At 71.1% G+C, this 17,896-nt stretch carries 16 protein-coding genes; 6 read left to right on the forward strand and 10 right to left on the reverse strand.

Features of this window, described 5'->3' with window-relative positions; genetic code table 11:
* The first annotated feature begins 40 nt into the window (after positions 1-40).
* A complete protein-coding gene (locus tag F4560_RS07345) occupies positions 41-319 on the forward strand; it encodes a GNAT family N-acetyltransferase (RefSeq protein WP_184917936.1) in 279 nt (92 codons plus the stop codon).
* A 10-nt stretch (positions 320-329) separates the two neighbouring features.
* Positions 330-1,352 carry an MBL fold metallo-hydrolase gene (locus tag F4560_RS07350; RefSeq protein WP_184917939.1) on the forward strand — a complete coding sequence of 341 codons (1,023 nt, stop codon included), beginning with the start codon at positions 330-332 and terminating at the stop codon, positions 1,350-1,352.
* 20 nt (positions 1,353-1,372) lie between these two features.
* On the opposite strand, the gene F4560_RS07355 is transcribed toward F4560_RS07350, so the two are convergent.
* Positions 1,373-2,140 (reverse strand): alpha/beta fold hydrolase, encoded by a 768-nt coding sequence (locus tag F4560_RS07355; protein WP_184917942.1) that lies wholly within the window; start codon positions 2,138-2,140, stop codon positions 1,373-1,375.
* A gap of 53 nt (positions 2,141-2,193) precedes the next feature.
* Between F4560_RS07355 and F4560_RS07360 the strand changes: the two genes are divergently transcribed.
* The gene (locus F4560_RS07360) at positions 2,194-2,805 is read left to right on the forward strand and encodes a TetR/AcrR family transcriptional regulator (RefSeq protein ID WP_184917945.1); all 612 of its coding nucleotides are present in this window, start codon (positions 2,194-2,196) and stop codon (positions 2,803-2,805) included.
* Positions 2,806-2,810: 5 nt separating this feature from the next.
* Here F4560_RS07360 and F4560_RS07365 read toward each other — a convergent pair whose 3' ends face one another.
* The 3 genes from F4560_RS07365 to F4560_RS07375 are packed head-to-tail and all read right to left on the reverse strand — an operon-like array spanning position 2,811 to position 5,946.
* Positions 2,811-3,248: a response regulator gene (locus F4560_RS07365; RefSeq protein WP_184917948.1), complete on the reverse strand. Its 438-nt coding sequence runs from the start codon at positions 3,246-3,248 to the stop codon at positions 2,811-2,813.
* A complete protein-coding gene (locus F4560_RS07370) occupies positions 3,245-4,702 on the reverse strand; it encodes a sensor histidine kinase (RefSeq protein WP_184928959.1) in 1,458 nt (485 codons plus the stop codon). Before F4560_RS07370 ends, F4560_RS07365 begins: the two co-directional genes overlap by 4 nt.
* A gap of 38 nt (positions 4,703-4,740) precedes the next feature.
* On the reverse strand, positions 4,741-5,946 hold the full coding sequence (locus tag F4560_RS07375; protein WP_184917951.1) for a PP2C family protein-serine/threonine phosphatase: 1,206 nt from the start codon (positions 5,944-5,946) through the stop codon (positions 4,741-4,743).
* Positions 5,947-6,023: 77 nt separating this feature from the next.
* Here F4560_RS07375 and F4560_RS07380 point away from each other — a divergent pair, with 77 nt between their 5' ends.
* Entirely contained in the window at positions 6,024-6,758 is a 735-nt protein-coding gene (locus F4560_RS07380) for a lysophospholipid acyltransferase family protein (RefSeq protein WP_246477752.1), read from the forward strand.
* 1 nt (position 6,759) lies between these two features.
* Here the strand turns inward: F4560_RS07380 and F4560_RS07385 are convergent, their stop codons facing one another.
* On the reverse strand, positions 6,760-7,224 hold the full coding sequence (locus F4560_RS07385) for a YkvA family protein (RefSeq protein ID WP_184917954.1): 465 nt from the start codon (positions 7,222-7,224) through the stop codon (positions 6,760-6,762).
* Between the two features lie 118 nt (positions 7,225-7,342).
* Here F4560_RS07385 and F4560_RS07390 point away from each other — a divergent pair, with 118 nt between their 5' ends.
* Together F4560_RS07390 and F4560_RS07395 are read left to right on the forward strand one after the other, a co-directional pair.
* Positions 7,343-7,984, forward strand: coding sequence for a hypothetical protein (locus tag F4560_RS07390; protein WP_184917957.1), 642 nt, complete (start codon positions 7,343-7,345; stop codon positions 7,982-7,984).
* Positions 7,981-9,375 (forward strand): trypsin-like peptidase domain-containing protein, encoded by a 1,395-nt coding sequence (locus tag F4560_RS07395; RefSeq protein ID WP_184917960.1) that lies wholly within the window; start codon positions 7,981-7,983, stop codon positions 9,373-9,375. Before F4560_RS07390 ends, F4560_RS07395 begins: the two co-directional genes overlap by 4 nt.
* Positions 9,376-9,392: 17 nt before the next feature.
* On the opposite strand, the gene F4560_RS07400 is transcribed toward F4560_RS07395, so the two are convergent.
* The 5 genes from F4560_RS07400 to F4560_RS07420 form a co-directional block, all read right to left on the reverse strand.
* Complete coding sequence (locus tag F4560_RS07400; RefSeq protein WP_184917963.1) at positions 9,393-13,880, reverse strand: nSTAND1 domain-containing NTPase; 4,488 nt, start codon at positions 13,878-13,880, stop codon at positions 9,393-9,395.
* Between the two features lie 175 nt (positions 13,881-14,055).
* Positions 14,056-14,757, reverse strand: a complete 702-nt coding sequence (locus F4560_RS07405; RefSeq protein WP_312869841.1) for a D-Ala-D-Ala carboxypeptidase family metallohydrolase — start codon at positions 14,755-14,757, stop codon at positions 14,056-14,058.
* A 164-nt stretch (positions 14,758-14,921) separates the two neighbouring features.
* Positions 14,922-16,244 (reverse strand): NAD(P)/FAD-dependent oxidoreductase, encoded by a 1,323-nt coding sequence (locus F4560_RS07410; RefSeq protein ID WP_184917969.1) that lies wholly within the window; start codon positions 16,242-16,244, stop codon positions 14,922-14,924.
* Positions 16,241-17,080: a ferredoxin gene (locus F4560_RS07415; protein ID WP_184917972.1), complete on the reverse strand. Its 840-nt coding sequence runs from the start codon at positions 17,078-17,080 to the stop codon at positions 16,241-16,243. Before F4560_RS07415 ends, F4560_RS07410 begins: the two co-directional genes overlap by 4 nt.
* Positions 17,081-17,137: 57 nt before the next feature.
* Positions 17,138-17,890, reverse strand: coding sequence for a DUF4142 domain-containing protein (locus F4560_RS07420; RefSeq protein WP_184917975.1), 753 nt, complete (start codon positions 17,888-17,890; stop codon positions 17,138-17,140).
* Positions 17,891-17,896: the final 6 nt, after the last annotated feature.

Here is a 17,896-nt window from a genome sequence, read left to right on the forward strand (position 1 = left end):
TCGACCGAGGCCAGGCCGCGCGAAGAGATCAGGAGCCGACGTGACCGACGTGTCCGTGTCCGACAACCCCGATCAGTTCCGCTACGAGGTGCGCTTGGACGGCGAGCTGGGCGGCTTCGCCGAGTACAAGCTGGCCGACGGTGTCGTGACGTTCACCCACACGGAGGTCGCGATCGAGGGCAAGGGGCTGGGCAGCAAGCTGGTCCGGCACGCGCTGGAGGACGTTCGGGCCAAGGGGCTGACCGTGGTGGCGCAGTGCCCGTTCGTGCGCGGCTACTTGGAGAAACATCCCGAGCTGATCGAAGCTACCGACAAGTAGTATCCCGGGGATGGAGTGGACCGAACCCGGAGTCTTCGAGGTCGCGCCCGGTGTATACCGGATACCGTTGCCACTGCCCAACGACGGACTGCATACCGTCAACGTGTATGCAATAGACGATGGCGACGGCATCGTGCTGATCGACTCGGGCTGGGCGCTCGACGCGGGCGAGACGGCACTGGAGTCGGCACTGGGCAGCCTCGGGCACGGCTTCGAGGACGTCCACCGCTTCCTCGTCACCCACGTCCACCGCGATCACTACACGATGGCCGTGGCACTGCGCCGCCGGTTCGGCACGAAGGTCGCCCTCGGCGCCGGTGAGCAGCCGTCACTGGCGAAGATCATCTCCCGCACTCGGGACGGCCAGGTCAACGACCTGACCACGTGGGGCGCGCCGCACCTGGCCGAGAAGTGGCGGGCACTGATGGCGTCCGTGGGCGAAAGCGCGTTGCGCGACTACGAAGAGCCCGACGAATGGCTCGACGGCACCGATGTGGCGCTGGAGAAACGCGTGCTGCGCGTCCTGCCCACGCCGGGCCACACCCGTGGGCACGTCGTGTTCATCGACGCCGACTCGTCACTGCTCTTCGCGGGCGACCACGTGCTGCCGCACATCACCCCGTCGATCGGCTTCGAACCCGCCCGCCCCGCGCTCCCGCTCGGCGACTACCTCGACTCGCTGCGCCTGGTCCGCGACTTCCCCGACCTGCGCCTGCTGCCCGCGCACGGACCGGTCACCGAGTCCAGCCACGCACGGGTGGACGAACTGCTGGCCCACCACGAGGACCGGTTGGCCGCCACGCTGGACGCCGTCCAGTCCGGCACCGGCACCGCCTTCGAGACCGCCCGCAAGCTCGGCTGGACCCGGCGACAGCGGAAGTTCGTCGAACTCGACGTGTTCAACCAGGTCCTGGCCACCGGGGAGACCGCCGCGCACCTGGACGTGCTCGTCCACCGGGGTCTGCTGACCACTGCCGCCGCCGATGGCGTCATGCAGTACGCGGTCGTGGCTGCTGAGGGCTGTCAGGTCTGAGGAAGTCAGGTCTGAGCAGGTCAGGCCTGGGAGTGGCTGAAGTGGTCGGTCAGGACGGGGGCCAGGACGTCCGGGGCGATGCCGTGCCACTCGCCGTCCAGGGTGCGGCGCCGCGCGTTCGGCAGGCGTTCGGCGACCCCGTCGGCCCAGCCGCGCAACCGCTCGTCGCTGCTCCGGCTGTCCAGCACCAACGTCGGCACCTCGATCGACGCCAGGTCCGGGGGAGTGGCGGTGATCGTCAGGTCGTAGACGGTCGTGTGGGCCAACGCCTCCAGGGCGGGCCAGCCCGGTGACTGCCGCATCCCGGCCGTGAACTCCTCCGGCACGCCGCACGCCACCTGGAAGTGGATCATCGCGTCGCCACGCCGACCGGCCGCCACCAGGGCGTTGATCTCGTCCCGCACGTCCGGACCCGAGTGCTCCTCGAACGACAGCGGCGGCTCCAGCAGGGCCAGTGCGGTGATCGGCACCCCGGCCGCGGCGGCGTGCAGGGCCAGGACGGCGCCGGACGAGAAGCCGTAGACGAACGTCGACCCGCCCGCCGCCTCCACCACCGCGGCCAGGTCCTCCACCTCGCGTGAGATCGCGTACGGCGGGAGGTCCCCGCTTTCGCCCCGGCCGCGGCGGTCGTAGGTGAACGCGGTGTACCCGGTCAACGCCTCCGCCACCGCGGGCATCGGACCGGAACCGCGGAAGCAGCACGCGGCGTCCACCAGCACCACCGACGGGCCGTCACCGACCCGGGAGAACCCGATCGTCGTGCCGTCCTTCGAGGTCACGGTACCCATGGCAACTCCTCACCGGCTAGGAACGGAACTAGACGGTACAGTACTGTGAGCGTATGGAAGAAGGAAGGTCGGCCCGCAAACGCAGGGCAACCCTGGACGCGGCCCGTGCGGTCTTCATGAGACACGGCTACGTCGGCGCGAGCATGGACGAGGTCGCCGCGCTCGCCGCGGTCTCCAAGCAGACCGTATACAAGCATTTTGTAGACAAAAAACAGCTGTTCGCGGAGATCATCACCGCCGACATCCGGAACGCCGAACAACAGTCGGACGACGTGGTCGCCGGGCTCGCGGACACCACGGACCTGGACGGCGACCTGCGCGAGATCGCCCGCAAGCTGGTCACGGTGGTCACCCAGCCGCACCTGGTCCGGCTGCGGCAGGTCGTCATCGGCGAGGCCGACCGGTTCCCCGACCTGGCCCGCGCCTGGTACGCGTCCGGCCCGGAACGCGGTTACCAGCGCCTGGCCGACCGATTCGCCGACCTCACCGAGCAAGGCCGACTGAACACGCCCGACCCGCTGCTCGCCGCCCAGCAGTTCCTCTGGCTGGCGCTGTCGGTCCCGCTGAACCGGGCGATGTTCGACCCTGAGCCCTACCCGCGCGACGAACTGCTGAAGTTCGCCGACGAGGGCGTGCGGGTGTTCCTGAAGGCGTACGAAGCCTGACGGGACTAGCGGGGCAGCTTCACCACGGTCACGAAGAAGTCGTCGATCTGCCGCACGACCTCGATGAACCGGTCGAAGTCCACCGGCTTGGTGACGTACGCGTTCGCGTGCAGGTTGTAGCTGCGCAGGATGTCCTCCTCCGCCTCCGACGTGGTCAGCACCACCACCGGGATCGGGCGCAGCGTCGCGTCCGCCTTGATCTCCGCCAGCACCTCCCGGCCGTCCATCTTCGGCAGGTTCAGGTCGAGCAGGATCAGCCCCGGCCGCGGCGCGTCTTCGTACTGGCCCTCACGGCGCAGGAACTCCAGCGCCTCGATGCCGTCGCGCACCACGTGCAGCTGGTTGCGGATCTTGTGGTGTTCGAACGCCTCCTGCGTCATGAGCGCGTCGCCCGGGTCGTCCTCGACCAGCAGGACGTCGATCACGTTCAGCGGATTGCTCATTGCTCGTCGTCCTCTACGGCCGGCAGGGTGAACTTGAAGGTGGTCCCGGTGTCCTGGCCGGTCTCGGTGTCCAACCAGATCGTGCCACCGTGGTACTCGATGATCTTCCGGCACATGGCCAGCCCGATCCCGGTGCCGGGGTAGTCGTCCTTGTGGTGCAGGCGCTGGAAGATCACGAAGATCCGCTCAGCGTACTCGGCATCGATTCCGATGCCCTTGTCGCTGACCACGAACGTCCAGAAATCACCGGTCCGCTCCACGTCGACGCGCACCTGCGGCGGCTCCGACCCGTGGAACTTCAACGCGTTGCTGATCAGGTTGCCGAACACGCCACCCAGCAACGACGCCTCGCCGCGCACCGTCGGCAGGTCCGCCACCTCGACCGTCGCCCGGGTCCGCTCGATGACCTCGGAGTAGTTGTCCAGCACCTGGGCGACCAGCTCGTCGCAGTCCACCAGCGTCTGCTCGCGCGACATCCGGCCGACCCGCGAGAACGCGAGCAGGTCGTTGATCAGCACCTGCATCCGCTTCGCGCCGTCGACGGCGAACCTCAGGTACTGCTCGCCGCGCTCGTCCAGCTCACCCGAGTACCGCCGCTCCAGCAGCTGGCAGAAGCTCGCCACCTTGCGCAGCGGCTCCTGGAGGTCGTGCGACGCGACGTACGCGAACTGCTCCAGCTCCGAGTTCGACCGCCGCAGCTCCTCCAGGTCGGCCAGGATCCGGACCCGCATGGCCTCCACGTCCTGGCCGAGCATCACCGTCTCCCGCGGCCCACCGGCCTCGACCGGGTGCTCGAAATCGCCGGACGACACCTGCCGCACGTCCGCCGCCAGCCCGGTCAACGGCGCGATGACGATCCGGTACAGGATCACCGCCACCCCGCTGATGATCAGCACCAGCAGCACGCCGAGCATGACGACCAGCCACATCACGTCGGCCGCGAGCTCGTCCAGCCGGTCCCGCGCCTGGTCGGACGCCTGGTCCAGCTCGGCGCCGAGCCCGCCGAGGGCGGCGCGCACCCGGTCGAACAGCTCCCTGCCGCGCTGGGCGTCGGCCAGCCCTGTCCGCGGCACGCCGGACTGCCGCACCAGCTCGACCTGCGGTTCCGCGTAGCTCGCCCGCCAGTCGGCCGCGAGCCGGCCGACCTCGTCCAGGTCGCGGACCAGGTCCGGCCGCACCGGTTCGAGCATGGATCGGGCGACCATGAGCTCGTTGTGCTCCGCGCGCTGCCCGTTGGTGTAGGGGGTCAGGTGGTTCTGCTTCGCCGTGAGCAGGTAGCCCTGCACCCCGGACTCCTGGTTGATCAACGCGGTGTCGGCCCGGAGCACCGCGGTGCGGGCAGGCGCGATCTGGTCCAGCAGCAGCACCCGGGCGTCCGCGAGGCTGGTCAGCGCCACAGCGAGGCTGCCGATCGCGCCCGCGCACACCAGGATCAGGATCGCCACGGCCGCCATCAGCAGCCTGCTGGCCGGCCAGCGGGTGCGGTAAGCGCTCACGCGCGGTCCGGGGTCGCGCGGTCCGAGATCAGCAGTGCCGCCATGTCGTCGTCCAGCTCCCCGCCGTTCAGTTCCTTCACCCGGTTGATGAGGCTGTCCAGCAGCGTCGCCGGCGTCTCCGCCCAGTCCGGCCGGTCCGCGGTGATCTCGCCGATCAGCTCGATCAACCGCTCCGAGCCCAGCCGCTCGCTGTCGCCGTGCACCCGGCCCTCCACCAGCCCGTCCGTGTAGAGCAGCATCACCCAGCCGGGAGGAAGCGGCACGTCAAGGCCGCTCCACGTGCTGTCCGGCAGCACGCCCAGCGGCAGGCCCGCACGGTCCCGGGGCAGCTCCACCACCCGGTCGCCGACCAGCAGCATCGGCTCCGGGTGCCCGGCCAGGTAGACCCGCGCCCAGCGGCGGTCCGGGGAGATCGTCACCATGCACGCCGTGGTGAACAGGCCGGGCTGGTGCCGCTCGTGCTCCAGGATCTCGTGCAACGTGCGCAGCACCCGTGACGGCTCCTGGTCGGCCAGCACCAGCGCCCGCCACGCGATGCGCAGGAACACGCCGATCGCGGCCTCGTCCGGTCCGTGCCCGCACACGTCGCCGATCAGCACCTGGAGCGTGCCATCGGCGGTGCGCACGGCGTCGTAGAAGTCGCCGCCGAGGAGCATCCGGCTACCGCCCGGCCGGTAGCGGACGTGCCAGCCGATGTCGTCGCCGTGCATGATCGGGGACGGCAGCAGGCCGCGTTCGAGACGGGTCTTCTCGGCCGCCAGCAGCTGCTCGTCGCGCAGTTGGCGCTGGGTCTCCTCAGCCCGCTTGCGGCCGACCGCGTACCGGATGCTGCGGGCCAGGCCAACACCGTCCACCTGGCCCTTGACCAGGTAGTCCTCCGCGCCCGCGGCCACCGCGCTGGTGCCCTGGTGCTCGTCGTTGAGGCCGGTGAGGACGATGATCGCGACCGGCGCGGGGTGCGCGAGCAGCCTGGTCAGGCCGTCCAGTCCGGTGGTGTCGGGCAGGCCGAGGTCGAGCAGCACGCAGTCCGCCTTGGGCAGCAGCCCCTCGGCCTCGTGCAGGGTCCGCGCCCGGTGCAGCGCGACGTCCGCCTCCACCTCGTCCAGCAGTGCCTCGACCAGCACGGCGTCGCCCTCGTCGTCCTCGACGAGCAGCACGTCGATCCGGTCCACCGGTGTCCGCGGTGCGGGAAGCCCTGCCACGGGGAGGGAGATTAGTCGAACTGATCAGGCACTGGGCGACGGCGGTCGGGTGGGTCGCGGTAACGGCGCCGGCGGCCATGACCGAAGATCCTGGCGTGACGTTCTCCCAGATGGTGGCTCTGACGGCCCGACTTCCCCGCCGGGGCCGAGGATTCTGGTACTCCGTGGCCATCGACCTGCTGTGGCCGTTCGTGGTGCTTTTCGTGCGGATGCGGATGGCGGGCAGGGACAACATCCCGCGCGACGGTGGAGTGCTGCTGGCGTCCAACCACCTGTCGTTCGCCGATCCGGTGACGTTGACCGCGTTCTCGCTCGTGTCGGGCCGGGTGCCCCGGTACCTGGCGAAGGCGAGCCTGTGGAAGGCGCCGGTCCTCGGACGGGTGATGTCCTCGGGCAAGCACATCCCGGTCGACCGGAACAGCGTGCGCGCGGGCAAGGCGTTGGACAGCGCCCGCACGTCGTTGGAGTCGGGGGAGTGCGTGATCGTCTACCCGGAGGGCACGTTCACCAACGACCCCGACGGCTGGCCGATGCGCGGGAAGAACGGTGTCGCGCGGTTGGCGTTGACGACCCGGACGCCGGTGGTGCCGGTGGCGCAGTGGGGCACGCAGGTGCTGCTGCCGCCGGGGAAGTTCGTGCCCCGGCCGTGGCGGAAGGTGACGGTCGTGGCGGGCGCGGAGGTCGACCTGTCCGACCTGTACGGGCTGGAGCCGACCAAGGCCGTGCTGGACGAGGCCACCGCGCGGATCATGGACGCCATCACCACGCTGCTCACGGGTGTCCGCGAGCTGCCGCACCCCGGGAGCCGGTGAGTCAGGGCTTGCGGGGGCGCGGTGTGGCGCCCGAGCGTTCCCGTTCCCACCGCAGGTACTGGCCGGCGACCGTGGACACGCTGGTGAGCAGCCACACGGCGACACCCGCGTCGTCGGTGACGCCGATGACCGGCAGCAGTTCGGGCAGCAGGTCGATCGGCGAGATCAGGTAGACGAGGGCGAAACCCCACGTCGCCAACGTCGTGGTGGGCAGGCCGTACGCCTTGCGCTCGCGCAGCAGCCGGGGCAATGCCTTGGCCCGCTGGACGACGTTGCCGACCGGCCTGGGCTCGCCGTCGCGCTCCCACCGGCGTCGGCGGCGCACCGCCCACAGCACACCGGCCGCGACACCCAGCACCAGCAGCCCGATGCCCGCGACCACCGGCGGCAGGCCGATCAGGTCGTCGTCACGCCACAGCAGCGTGCCCAGCCCGAGCAGGGTGAGGACCACGCTGAAGAAGATCACGCACCCATGGTAGTGGCGGTCGGGCCTCCGCGCGGGTGGAGAAGGCGTCGGGTCACAGCGCGGAAACTTCCGGATCGACCGGGACCCGGTGCGGAGCGGTGATCAATACCATGGCGGCGTGAGTGAACCGTCCCGATTAGCCGCACCTCCGGCACGACTTGTCGCGGTGCTGTTCGTCATCGCCGCGTGCGCGCTGCTCGCGGCCGGCGGGTTGGCCGCCGTGGCGCTGGCCGACGACCGTCCCGAGACCGCGTCGGCGACGGGTGGCCGGCCCTCGCCCACCGCCAGGGAGTCCACCACGCGTGCGCCGGGGCTTCCGCCGTGTGTGGTCGGCTCCTGGGTCGTGATGGAAGAGACGGCGATGGTCAAGTTCTACAACAACGAGGCGCCACTGCCGATGATCGCCTCGGGTGTGACCTACGAGTTCCGACCCGACGGGACCGGGACCACGCGGATCGACGGCGTGGTGTTCCGCGGCACGTTCCGGGGCAACGACATCCGGTTGGCGGGCAGGGGCAGCTACGACTTCACCTGGTCGGCCACGGACAAGGCGATCACCTACGTCGCCCGCACCCGGTCGGACGCCACCTGGACCTTCTACGACCAGCGCGGGGAACTCAGCACCCAGCCGGTGGAGCCGAACCCGGCCCAGAACGAGGTGGACGACTACACCTGCCAGGCCACCCAGCTGGTCGAGAGCAATTCCGGCGGCTACCGCTCGTCGATGGCGCGCACCAAGGCGTTCGGGGTGTACGGGTGAAGCGGGTGCTGTTGGCGGCGGCTTTGACGTCGGCGTTGTCGGTGCTCACTGCCGCACCGGCCTACGCCCAGCCGACCAGCCCGGAGGAGTCGGCCGCCGCCGTCTCCCGGCCCGGGATCGTGCTGATCACCGTGGAGTGGCACGGGTGGGTGCGCGACAAGCGCACCGGCGAGGTGTTCGGCGGCAAGGACGGCTACACCGTGAAGTCGTCGTGCAGCGGCGCGGTGATCAGCCCGGACGGGCACGTCGCGACGGCGAGCCACTGCGTCCACACCGGACCGGAAGGCGGTGCGGGCGCGTTGTTCGGCGTGGCGATCAAGGAACTCGCGGACACCGGCCGGATCGGCGATCCGGCCGAGGCACGGCGGCAGCTCGCCGAGCACGCGGTCGCCGAGGGCGCCGTCGCGGACCGCCCGGTCGACCGGGACATCCGGGTCGAGCGGATGGAGGCGACCGCCGACGGGCCGGTCCGGGACGTCGCGCCCGCCACCGTGGTGGACCTCGTCGCGCCGACCGACGGCGACGTCGCCGTGCTGAAGGTTCCCCGCGAGCACCTGCCGTCGTTGGAGATCCGGTCGGACCAGGCGCCGGTCGGCACGCCGATCCTGGCCATCGGGTACCCCGGCTCGGCGGGGGCGGCCGAGGACCCCAACCTCGAGCCCAGCAGCAAGAACGGCCAGATCTCGGCCCGACGCACCCGGGGCGACCGCCCGTTCTACGAGTTCAGCGCCGCCGCCACGAACGGCATGAGCGGCGGGCCGGTGGTGGACATGCAGGGCCGGGTGGTCGGCCTGGTCAGCCAGAAGTCGCCGGGCGAGACGCAGTCGTTCAACTTCGCCGCCGCGTCCTCGACCCTGCTCGACCTGCTCGCCGGCAAGCAGGTCGACGTCGACCTCGGGAAGCACGACCGCGCCTACCTCGCGGGTCTCGACCACTACTTCGCCGGCGACCTCGACGACGCGGTGGACGAGTTCGACGACGCGCTGGCCGGCTCGCCCGGTCACCTCCAGGCCACCGAGTACCGGCGGCTCGCGGTCGACCGGGGCGGACAGCCGGGTGGAGCCCCGGTGCTGATCATCGTGCTCGCGGTGCTCTGCGCGGGTGTCGCGGTGGGCGCGGGCACGGCGGGCACGGCGGTCGCCCTGACCCGCAGGCGGCGTTTGGCGGCGGCGGGACCACCACTGTCCGATATGGACACTCCACCGCTCGGCTTCCCGATGCCGCCGGTTGTCCCGATGCCGCCGGTTGTTCCCGGTGATCCGCCGCCGGTTGGTGATCCGCCACAGAGCGGCCCCGAGCGCGACACCGACAAGATCCAGCGGCGGGAGGCCGACGTCGGCGATCAGGGCCACCAGGCCGAGCGGGATCCCGAATCCGAAAGCCGCGCTTGAGGGTCGCGGCGGCTCGGCTACTTGGGGCAACTTGGTGGGTCGCCTCGGTCCGGTCCGAGGGAACGCCATTCGTCGGCGAGCGTGTCGCCGTCCAGCAGCCCACACACCACGTCGGCCGCGTGCTCCGGCACGAGGTGCCAGACCCGGGTGGTGCCGTCCGCCCCGGCGGTGGCGACCCGATCACCGGTCGAGTCGAACGCCACGTCGTTCAGCTCGTCGTCGTGCCGGTCCAGCCGGGCCAGCTGCCGGCCGCCGTCGACCTCCCACAGCCTCAGCACGGTGTCCTGGCTGGCGGTCGCGAGCTGCTTGCCATCCGGGCTGAACGCGACCCGGCGCACGGCGGAGTCGCTGCCGGTGAGCGTGCCGACCTCGACACCGTCGTTGACCCGCCACAGCCGCACCAGCCGATCACCGCCGCCGGTCGCCAGCAGCGTGCCGTCCGGGCTGAACTCGGCGTCGATCGCGATGCCGTCGTGACCGGGCAGGATGGTCAGCTCCGCGCCCTTGTCCACCAGGTTCCACAACCCCACCTCACCCGCGGACAGAGTCACGGCGAGGGTGCGGTTGTTCGGGCTGAACGCGATCCCGGTGGGGAAGTTGGTGTCGACCGGGTTCGCCTCGGCGTCGCGCGGCTCGTCGCGGGTCGGCCGACGGCCCGTCACGCTCAGGTCCGCGGCGGCGAGCAGGAGCACCTCGTCCCGGTCGTCCGGTGAGCCGGTCGGTGTGCGGCCGGCGACCGCGATCGTCCGGCCGTCCGGGCTGAACGCCACCGCGGTGAACTCGGTGCCGGGCCGGGAGAAGCGACGTGCCTCGACGCCGGTGTCGGTCCGCCACACCACGACCGAGCCGTCGCCGCCGACCGTGACGAACTCAGTGCCGTCCGGGCTGAACGCCACGCCGTAAGCGTCGTCCTGGTGACCGGCCGTCCGGTGCACCAGATCGCCGGTGGCGCTGTTCCACAACCGGACCGCGCCGTTGCCGCCCGTAGTGGCGAGCAGGTCCCCGCCGGGCTGGAACGCGGTGGCGAGCACGACGGCGTCCCGGGTGCCGAGCGCCGACCGCCCGTACGACCACACCGTGACCAGGCCGTCCGAGTCGGCGGTGAGGAGGGTGTGGCTGTCACCGGTCACGGCCAGGCCGAACGTGGACACCGAGCCGGTCGGGAACCCCGCCAGCCGCTCACCGGTCGCCGGGTCCCAGCCGAAGGCGCTGGTGCCGATCACACCGGCGAACACGTACTTGCCGTCCGGGGCGAAGGCCACCGCGCTGACCCCGGCCGTGGCCGTCGACAGCACCAAGCGCTCGGTCCACGTCGAGGTGTCCCACAACCGCACGGACGCGTCCAACGAGCCGCTGGCCAGGGTCGCGCCGGTGCGGTCGAACGCCAGGGCGGAGACCTCGTCGCCGTGACCGGTCAGCGTCGCCACCACGGAGCCGTCGGAGACCCTGTGCACCACGACGTTCTCGTCGGCCGCCAGCGCGATCAGCGAGCCGTCCGGGTGGTAGGCCATCCGGAGCGACGTGCCGACCGGGAACACGACCCGTTCGGCGAGCGTCCCGATGTCCCAGACCACCACGCCGCGACTGGTGAAGGCGGCGAACGTGCGGCCGTCGGGGGAGATCACCGCGTCGATCGCGGTGCCCGGCACGGTGAACACGCGCTCGCGGCCGAGCACGTCCCACAGTTCGACCTTCTTGCTCAACGGGTCGGCGGCGACCAGGAACCGGCCGTCGTCGCTCATCGCCACGGTGCGGTACCAGCCGTCACCGTCGTGCAGGACGGCCCTCTCACGGCGTTCGGGCACGTCCCACAGCCGCAGGGAACCGTCCCGGCCGCCGGTCGCGGCGATCTTGCCGTCCGAGCTCACCGCGATCCCCGTGATCGCGCCCAGGTGTCCGGTCATCCGGCCCCGGTACGAGTCGGCACGGGCGCTGAGCAGCGCACTGCGTCCTTCGAGGGTCGACCCGGCCCGCCACGAACCCAACGCGGCCATCGCCGCACGACGCGGATCGACCAGGCTCGTCAACGTCGACTCGGCGGCGAGCTGACGGGAGAGGTTCTGCGACCGGCCGAACTCCGCCCGGTCCCGCTCGGCCCGGGCCGACTGCTGCAGCTGCGTCGCCACCACGACGGCGACCGACGCCACCACCAGCAGCAGGCTCAACGCGACCACCAGGCCGCGCAACCGGTTCGTGCGGCGGCGGGTCATGAGCTGACCGGCCTGCTCGGCGGCCGTGGAGCGGGCCAGGAAGTCCTGTTCCACCGGACGTAATCGGACCCGGTCGCGCGCGGACTCCAACCACGACGTCAACGCGGCCAGTCGCACGCCGCGGTACAGGTCGTCGGTGTGCTGCCCGGAGTCGACCCAGACCCGCACCGCGTCGGTGAACCTCCGGTGCTGAACCAGCCCGGCCCGGTCCTCGTCGATCCAGTCCCGCAGCCGCGGCCACGCGGTCAGCAGCGCCTCGTGGCTCAGCCGCGCGCCGGAACCGTCCACCGTGACCAGCCTGGCCGCGATCAGCTGGTCGAGGATGAACCGGTGCGCGCTGAACTCGGCCGGGTCGACCCGCCGCCGCACCACCGCGCCGTCGTCCAACACGGCCACCAGCCGCAGCAGGTTCGCCTTCAGCGCTTCCCGGCCCATCGGGTCGAGTCGGGCGTAGATCGCTTCGGCGGTCCGCGACACCGCGCCGTCGATGCCACCCGCGCGGCGATAGGAGGCCAGCGTCAGCACCGCGCCCTCGCGGTGGTGCCACGACTCGCGCAGCGCGTGCGCCAACCGGGGCAACGCGCCGGGGTCGTAGCCGATCTCGCCGCGCACGCCGAGGTCGGCGATCATCCGCTCCGGCAGGCCCGGTTCGACCTCGACGCCGCAGGCCCGCGCCGGGGTGACGATCGCCTGCCGCAACTCGGTGGAGTCCATCGGACCCAGCAGCACCGGCGCGGCCAACGCCGACCGCAGCGGCGCCAACTCGATGCACCGGTCCAGCAGGTCGGCCCGCACGGCCAGCACCACCAACGCCGGTTTCGCGGCGGCGAGCGCGGCGGCGACCGCCAACCGGTCCGCCTCCGGGGCGCCGTGCGTGAACAGCTCCTCGAACTGGTCGACCACGATGACCGGCCGCCCGGTGGACGACCTGGCGCACAGCTCACCGAACCGACCGGGCGTCTCGCGGATCACCTTGGCCCACTCGGCCGCCACGACCGAGGTGTGCGGTGCGATCGCCCTGGCGAGGTTGCCGATCGGGTCGACGCCCGGCGTCAGCACGACCTGGGGCCACTCCTGCTCCCGGTCCGACTGCTCCCGGCCTGACTGCGCCAGACCTGGCTGGGCCCGGCCGGACGCGAGCGCGGGGAGCAACCCGGCCCGCAGCACCGACGACTTGCCCGCGCCCGACGCGCCGACCAGCACCACCGGCTCACCGCCGCCGATCTGCTCGGCCAGCCGCACCAGCAGATCCGTCACCACGTGGTCGCGGCCGTGGAACAGGTCCGCGTCCGCCCGCTCGAACCCGCTCAGGCCCGGATAGGGCGCGGTCGCACGCTCGGTGGGCAGCGCGAGCGTCGGACTCCGGCGCGCGGTGGACCGGACGATCGCCCGCAGCAGCCTGCCCTGGTCCGGTTCGACCGCCGGCTGGGGCGCGGTCGACGCCGCCGCCTTCACGGTGGCGCCGTCGAACATCGCCTGTTCCGCCGCGGTCGCCAGCTCGGTGACCGACCCGAACCGCCGGCCCGGGTCCTTGGCCAGGCCCCGCAGCACGACCGCGTCGAGCCGGGGCGAGATGGTCGGGTTGAAGATCGACGGCGCGGGCGGTGGCCGCAAGAGGTGCGCGGCGAGTTTGCTGGCCGGATCGGTGCCGGGGTGCGGCAACCGGCCGGTCAGGCACTCGAACAGCACGCAGGCGAGCGAGTACTGGTCGGACCGCCCGTCGACGTGCGCGGTCGACAGCCGTTCGGGCGCCATGTAGTCCCAGGAGCCGATCACCTCGCCGGACCTCGTCAGCGAGGTCGCGTCCGGCGACATCTCGCGGGCGATCCCGAAGTCCGCCAGGTAGGCGTGCCCCTCCGGGGTGATCAGGATGTTCGACGGCTTGACGTCGCGGTGCACCAACCCCTGCCGGTGCGCCGCGTCCAGCGCGTCGGCGACCTGTCGCAGGATCGCCAGAGCCCGCACGTGGTCCACGTCGCCGACGCCGAGGGCACGCCGCAGGTCCGTGCCGTCCACCAGCATCATGTCCAGGAACAGCTGGCCGTCGACCTCGCCGAAGTCGTTGACCGGCACGACGTTCGGGTGTTCGAGCCCGGCCGCGATCCGCGACTCCCGCTGGAACCTCGACCGGTACTCGCGGTCCGTAGTCGACGACAGGCGCTTCAAGGCGACCACGCGGTCGTTGACCGTGTCGTAGGCGCGGTGCACCACGCCCATGCCGCCCTGCCCGATCAGCTCCCGAATCCGGTAGCGCCCGAACTCGGACATGTTCCGGGTGTCGCCGTCGGCCCCCATGACTCCCCCTCGTTCGGCCTGACGCCACGGTACTGGGTGTGATCATCGCCAGACAGGACGTGGGGAGGGTGCGCGAACGCCGGCCCGCAAGAGTGGCGCGGGCCGGCGTCGGCGAAAACCCGGCGTGAAACCGGGTGCGGTTCGTTCGTGCCTGTCGGATACCGCAGGTCGGACGTCAGATACCGCAGGCGGAAGCCGACCAGAAGCGGCTGCTCCGGTGGTCGACGTGGGTGTGGTCGCCGTGACCCGGGTAGCCCGGGCCGAGGATGCCCCGGAAACCGTGGTAGCGGGCCTGCTGGGCCATCCGGCACAGGGAGTGCGACCCCGCGCCGAGATCCACCCCGTCGCCGTACATGTGCCGTGAGTCGGATGAACCGCCCACCGCGCTGTTGCACGAGATGCTGCGGAAGCCGCTGGTCACGCGGATCGGCTGGTCACCGAGCGCGTGCCGCATCGCCTGGAGCTTCCACATCGACACCAGCGCGTTGAACTTGGCCGTCGCCGCGGACACCTTGCCACCCGACCAGGTCGAGTTGCAGTTGTTCAACTCCCCGTACGAGAAGTTGATCGGCGTGCAGTCGTCGTCCTGGAGCGCGTAGAGCTTCGAGAAGGTGGCATTGCCGGCCACGCCGTCCGCCGCCAGCCCGTAGGCCTGCTGGAAACGCACGACCGCGGACTTCGTGGCGGGGCCGAACGAGCCGTCCAGGCCGAGCACCCCGCCGTAGCCGGGGTAGCCGGACAGCCGGATCTGCAACTGGCGCACGTCCTCGCCGGTCGCTCCTTGCGAGAGCGTTCGGTTCCACGTGTAGCAGCCGTCGGCTTGAGCCGTTCCTCCGCCGGCCACCACTACGACGGCGACAAGGGCTAACGAGGCGATATACGAAACGAGTCGGAGCACAGGACCTCCAGACAGGGTTGGGGGACGGGTCTGGAGCCTTGCGGAGACGAAAACTTACGTCAATCTGTCCTGGATGTCTGAATATTTCACACATCGCGAACAGTTTGTGAACAACCTGCGACCGTGGCCCGTGCACGCGTCGATCACCGGGGTGGCGCCTTCGGTCCCGTGCGGGCCAGCGTGCGGGTGTGCCCGCGTGATCGCACCACAGGCGCGTGCGACGGTAAAGGCTGGGACTCCGGCGGCGCCAGGTGCTGCGGCGGACGTGGTGGCCCGCTCGCGGCCACCTTGTTCTGCCGCCACAGCTCCGTGGACAGCTTGATCATCGCGGTGGGCGCGTCCAGCCCGACCATGCCGACCAGACGGCCGTCGCTGATGAACCCGGTGATGGTCCGGTGGTCCTTCTGCGACCCGGCCAACGTCGTCGTGTCCGTGCCCATCGCGGGCAGGCCCGAGCCCTGGATGCGCATCCCGTACTGCTCCGTCCAGAACCGGGGGACGGGGGTGAACGGCCGCGAAGACTCCCTGCCCGCCAACAGGTTCTCCGCGGCCGCCCGACCCATTTCCACCGCGTTGAGCCAGTGCTCCACCCGACGCGGCTGCCCTCCGAACCGGAGGTTCGGCCACCGCGCGACGTCACCGGCGGCCACGATGTCGGTCCCGCCGACCACGTGGCACGTCGGGTCGCACAGCACGCCGTCCTCCAGCACCAGACCCGACCCGCGCAGCCAGGCGACCGACGGCGACGCGCCCACCGCGATCACCACGACCGCGGCGAAGAACACCTGCCCGTCGGACAGGTGGATGGCGACCCCACCCGACTGCCGCACCCAGTGCCGGATCTTCACGCCCATCGCCATCCGGACACCGCGCGCCCGGTGCGCCTCGGTGACCGTGTCCGCGATGTTCTTGCCGACCGCGCTGCCCAGCAACGTGGACGACCGGCTCACGATGGCCACGTCACGCCCCATCGTCTTCACCGACGCCGCCATCTCGCAGCCGATGAGTCCGCCGCCGATCACCACGATCAGCCCCTGCGTCGAGTTGATCGCCCGCTTGATCGCGATCGCGTCGTCCACCGTCCGCAGCACGTGAATCCGTGGGTCCTGCCGCGGCGCGCCCGCGAGGTGCCGCGGCTCGACGCCGGTCGCGATGATCAGCCCGTCGTACTTCAGCTCCTCGCCACCGGGCAGTCCGACCACGTGCCGGTCCGGCTCCAGGTGCGTCGCGCCCGTGCCCAGCCGCCACACCGCGTCCAGCTCACGGCTGATCGTCAGCCGCAGGTCGGACGCGATCAGCTCGCCGTTGATCGCCTCCTTGGACAGCGCCGGCCGGTGGTAGGGCAGGTGCCGTTCCGCGCCCACGATGACGATCTCGCCGCGGAAGCCCAGCTCCCGCAGCCGTTCGCCCGCCCGCAGCCCGGCCAGGCCGCCGCCCGCGATCACCACGCGTTCCTCGTTCTTCACCGCACACGCTCCCGCAGCTCGATCGCGCGCATCGGACAGGCGCGTGCGGCGGCCCGCGCCTGGGCGAACTGCTCCGGCGGCGGCCTGCGCTCATAACGCAGCCGCTCGTCGTCGACCAGCTGGAACAGCCCCGGCGCCTCGGCCTGGCAGATGCCGTAACGGTGGCAGCGCTCGTTGTCGACGCTGATGTCCAGCGCCGCCCCGCCCGCGCCGTCCGGCTCCGGTTCGAAACCGGGCTCCGGCTCCAGCATGCCCAGCTTCACCAGCACGTGCGGCGGCAGGAAGCGCGCGATGGCGATGGTCGCCGTGGGTATCAGGATGGTGAGGCCGGCCAGCCACACCACGGCCAGGGTGCCGTTGGCGATGGCGCCGAACCACGAGTGCACGACGGTGACGGCGACCGCGACGTAGGCGAGTTGGTGCAGCCTCAGCCACTTGCGGTAGTAGACCTTCTTGCGCAGACCGGCCGTGATGGCGATGGTCAGCATGATCTCCAGGCCCAGGATGCCCAGGGCGTGCCGGAACAGGCCGCCGTTGGCGAACGGCACGAGGAGCTGGAGATAGGTGAACGGGTTGAGCTGCAACAAGGTGAACGCGACTGCGTGCAGCGACCCGAACGTCAGGGCCATGGTGGCCAGCACCATGTGGCTGTTGCGCAACCCCTGTCTGCCGGAGAGCTTGTTGGCCCAGCCCGTCGCGATCAGCACGCCCCAGCACAGGGTGGCGCACATGGTCGCGTAGGCCAGACGCGCCGAGAGCTGCGCCACTTGGCGCACTCCGGCGTCGTGGTCGCCGCCGGCCGCCTGGGCGATCAGCAGCGGAACCTGGGTGAGCACTGGTCATTACCTCCGAGATGGCGGGAGAGAACTCGCAGGTGGTGGGAGGGGACGCTCTTACTTGACGTCGCCGCGAGGCCGCAGCACGCGCAGGATTCCGATCGTCACCACCGCTCCTGCCAGGCACATGAGGAGCACGACAAGGGGACTGGGCCCGTCCGACGGGAGCTGCGCGGACGCCCGCACCGGGTCGCCGCGCACCGCCGCCGCGGGCGCCACACCGGCCGCGACCGGTTTGGACAGGCCCATGTCGGTGACCATGTTGGTGCTCTCCAACAGGGTCATGTGCTTGAGCACGATCTGGTTGCACACCTGGGCGAACTGCCGGATCGCCTCGTTGCGGGTGTTCGCGCGGACCGTGCCGATGGCCGGGAAGATCGAGCCGTGCGCGGCACGCAGCCGGTTGGCGAACGAGTCGTCGAACGCGGTGCCGGTGAGCGAACGCATCTCCGCCATCCAGGACTGCTGGTCGGCGTTGGGCTCGTTCGGCAACGTCACGCCCATCTGCGAAGCGAGCCGCACCACCCGTTCGTCCAGGAACATGTGGTCACTGGCCAGCTGCGCGCCGACCTCCTTGACCCTGGTGCTCGCCGCGCGGGTCTTCGTCTCCTCGCCCATGGGCATCTCCCACAGGCCCGCGAGCCGCACCTTGACCAGCAGTTCCTTGTCCAGCGCGGAGATCGGGCCCAACGGGGTCTGCTGCACCGGCCCCGCCTCGGCCGGGTCGTCGGCGTGCGCGACACCCGGCAGCACGGGAAGCAACAGCAGGTGCACGGCCAGCGCGACCGCCGCGAAACGCTTGGCTGACATGGTTTT

This window comes from Saccharothrix ecbatanensis, from assembly GCF_014205015.1.
Lineage (GTDB): Bacteria > Actinomycetota > Actinomycetes > Mycobacteriales > Pseudonocardiaceae > Actinosynnema > Actinosynnema ecbatanense.

Bases quoted from the DNA above. Each gene is read 5' to 3' on its own strand.
- F4560_RS07350 (WP_184917939.1), top strand. From the start codon at position 330: ATGGAGTGGACCGAACCCGGAGTCTTCGAGGTCGCGCCCGGTGTATAC.
- F4560_RS07355 (WP_184917942.1), bottom strand. From the start codon at position 2,140: ATGGGTACCGTGACCTCGAAGGACGGCACGACGATCGGGTTCTCCCGG.
- F4560_RS07360 (WP_184917945.1), top strand. From the start codon at position 2,194: ATGGAAGAAGGAAGGTCGGCCCGCAAACGCAGGGCAACCCTGGACGCG.
- F4560_RS07365 (WP_184917948.1), bottom strand. From the start codon at position 3,248: ATGAGCAATCCGCTGAACGTGATCGACGTCCTGCTGGTCGAGGACGAC.
- F4560_RS07370 (WP_184928959.1), bottom strand. From the start codon at position 4,702: ATGGCGGCCGTGGCGATCCTGATCCTGGTGTGCGCGGGCGCGATCGGC.
- F4560_RS07380 (WP_246477752.1), top strand. From the start codon at position 6,024: ATGACCGAAGATCCTGGCGTGACGTTCTCCCAGATGGTGGCTCTGACG.
- F4560_RS07400 (WP_184917963.1), bottom strand. From the start codon at position 13,880: ATGGGGGCCGACGGCGACACCCGGAACATGTCCGAGTTCGGGCGCTAC.
- F4560_RS07420 (WP_184917975.1), bottom strand. From the start codon at position 17,890: ATGTCAGCCAAGCGTTTCGCGGCGGTCGCGCTGGCCGTGCACCTGCTG.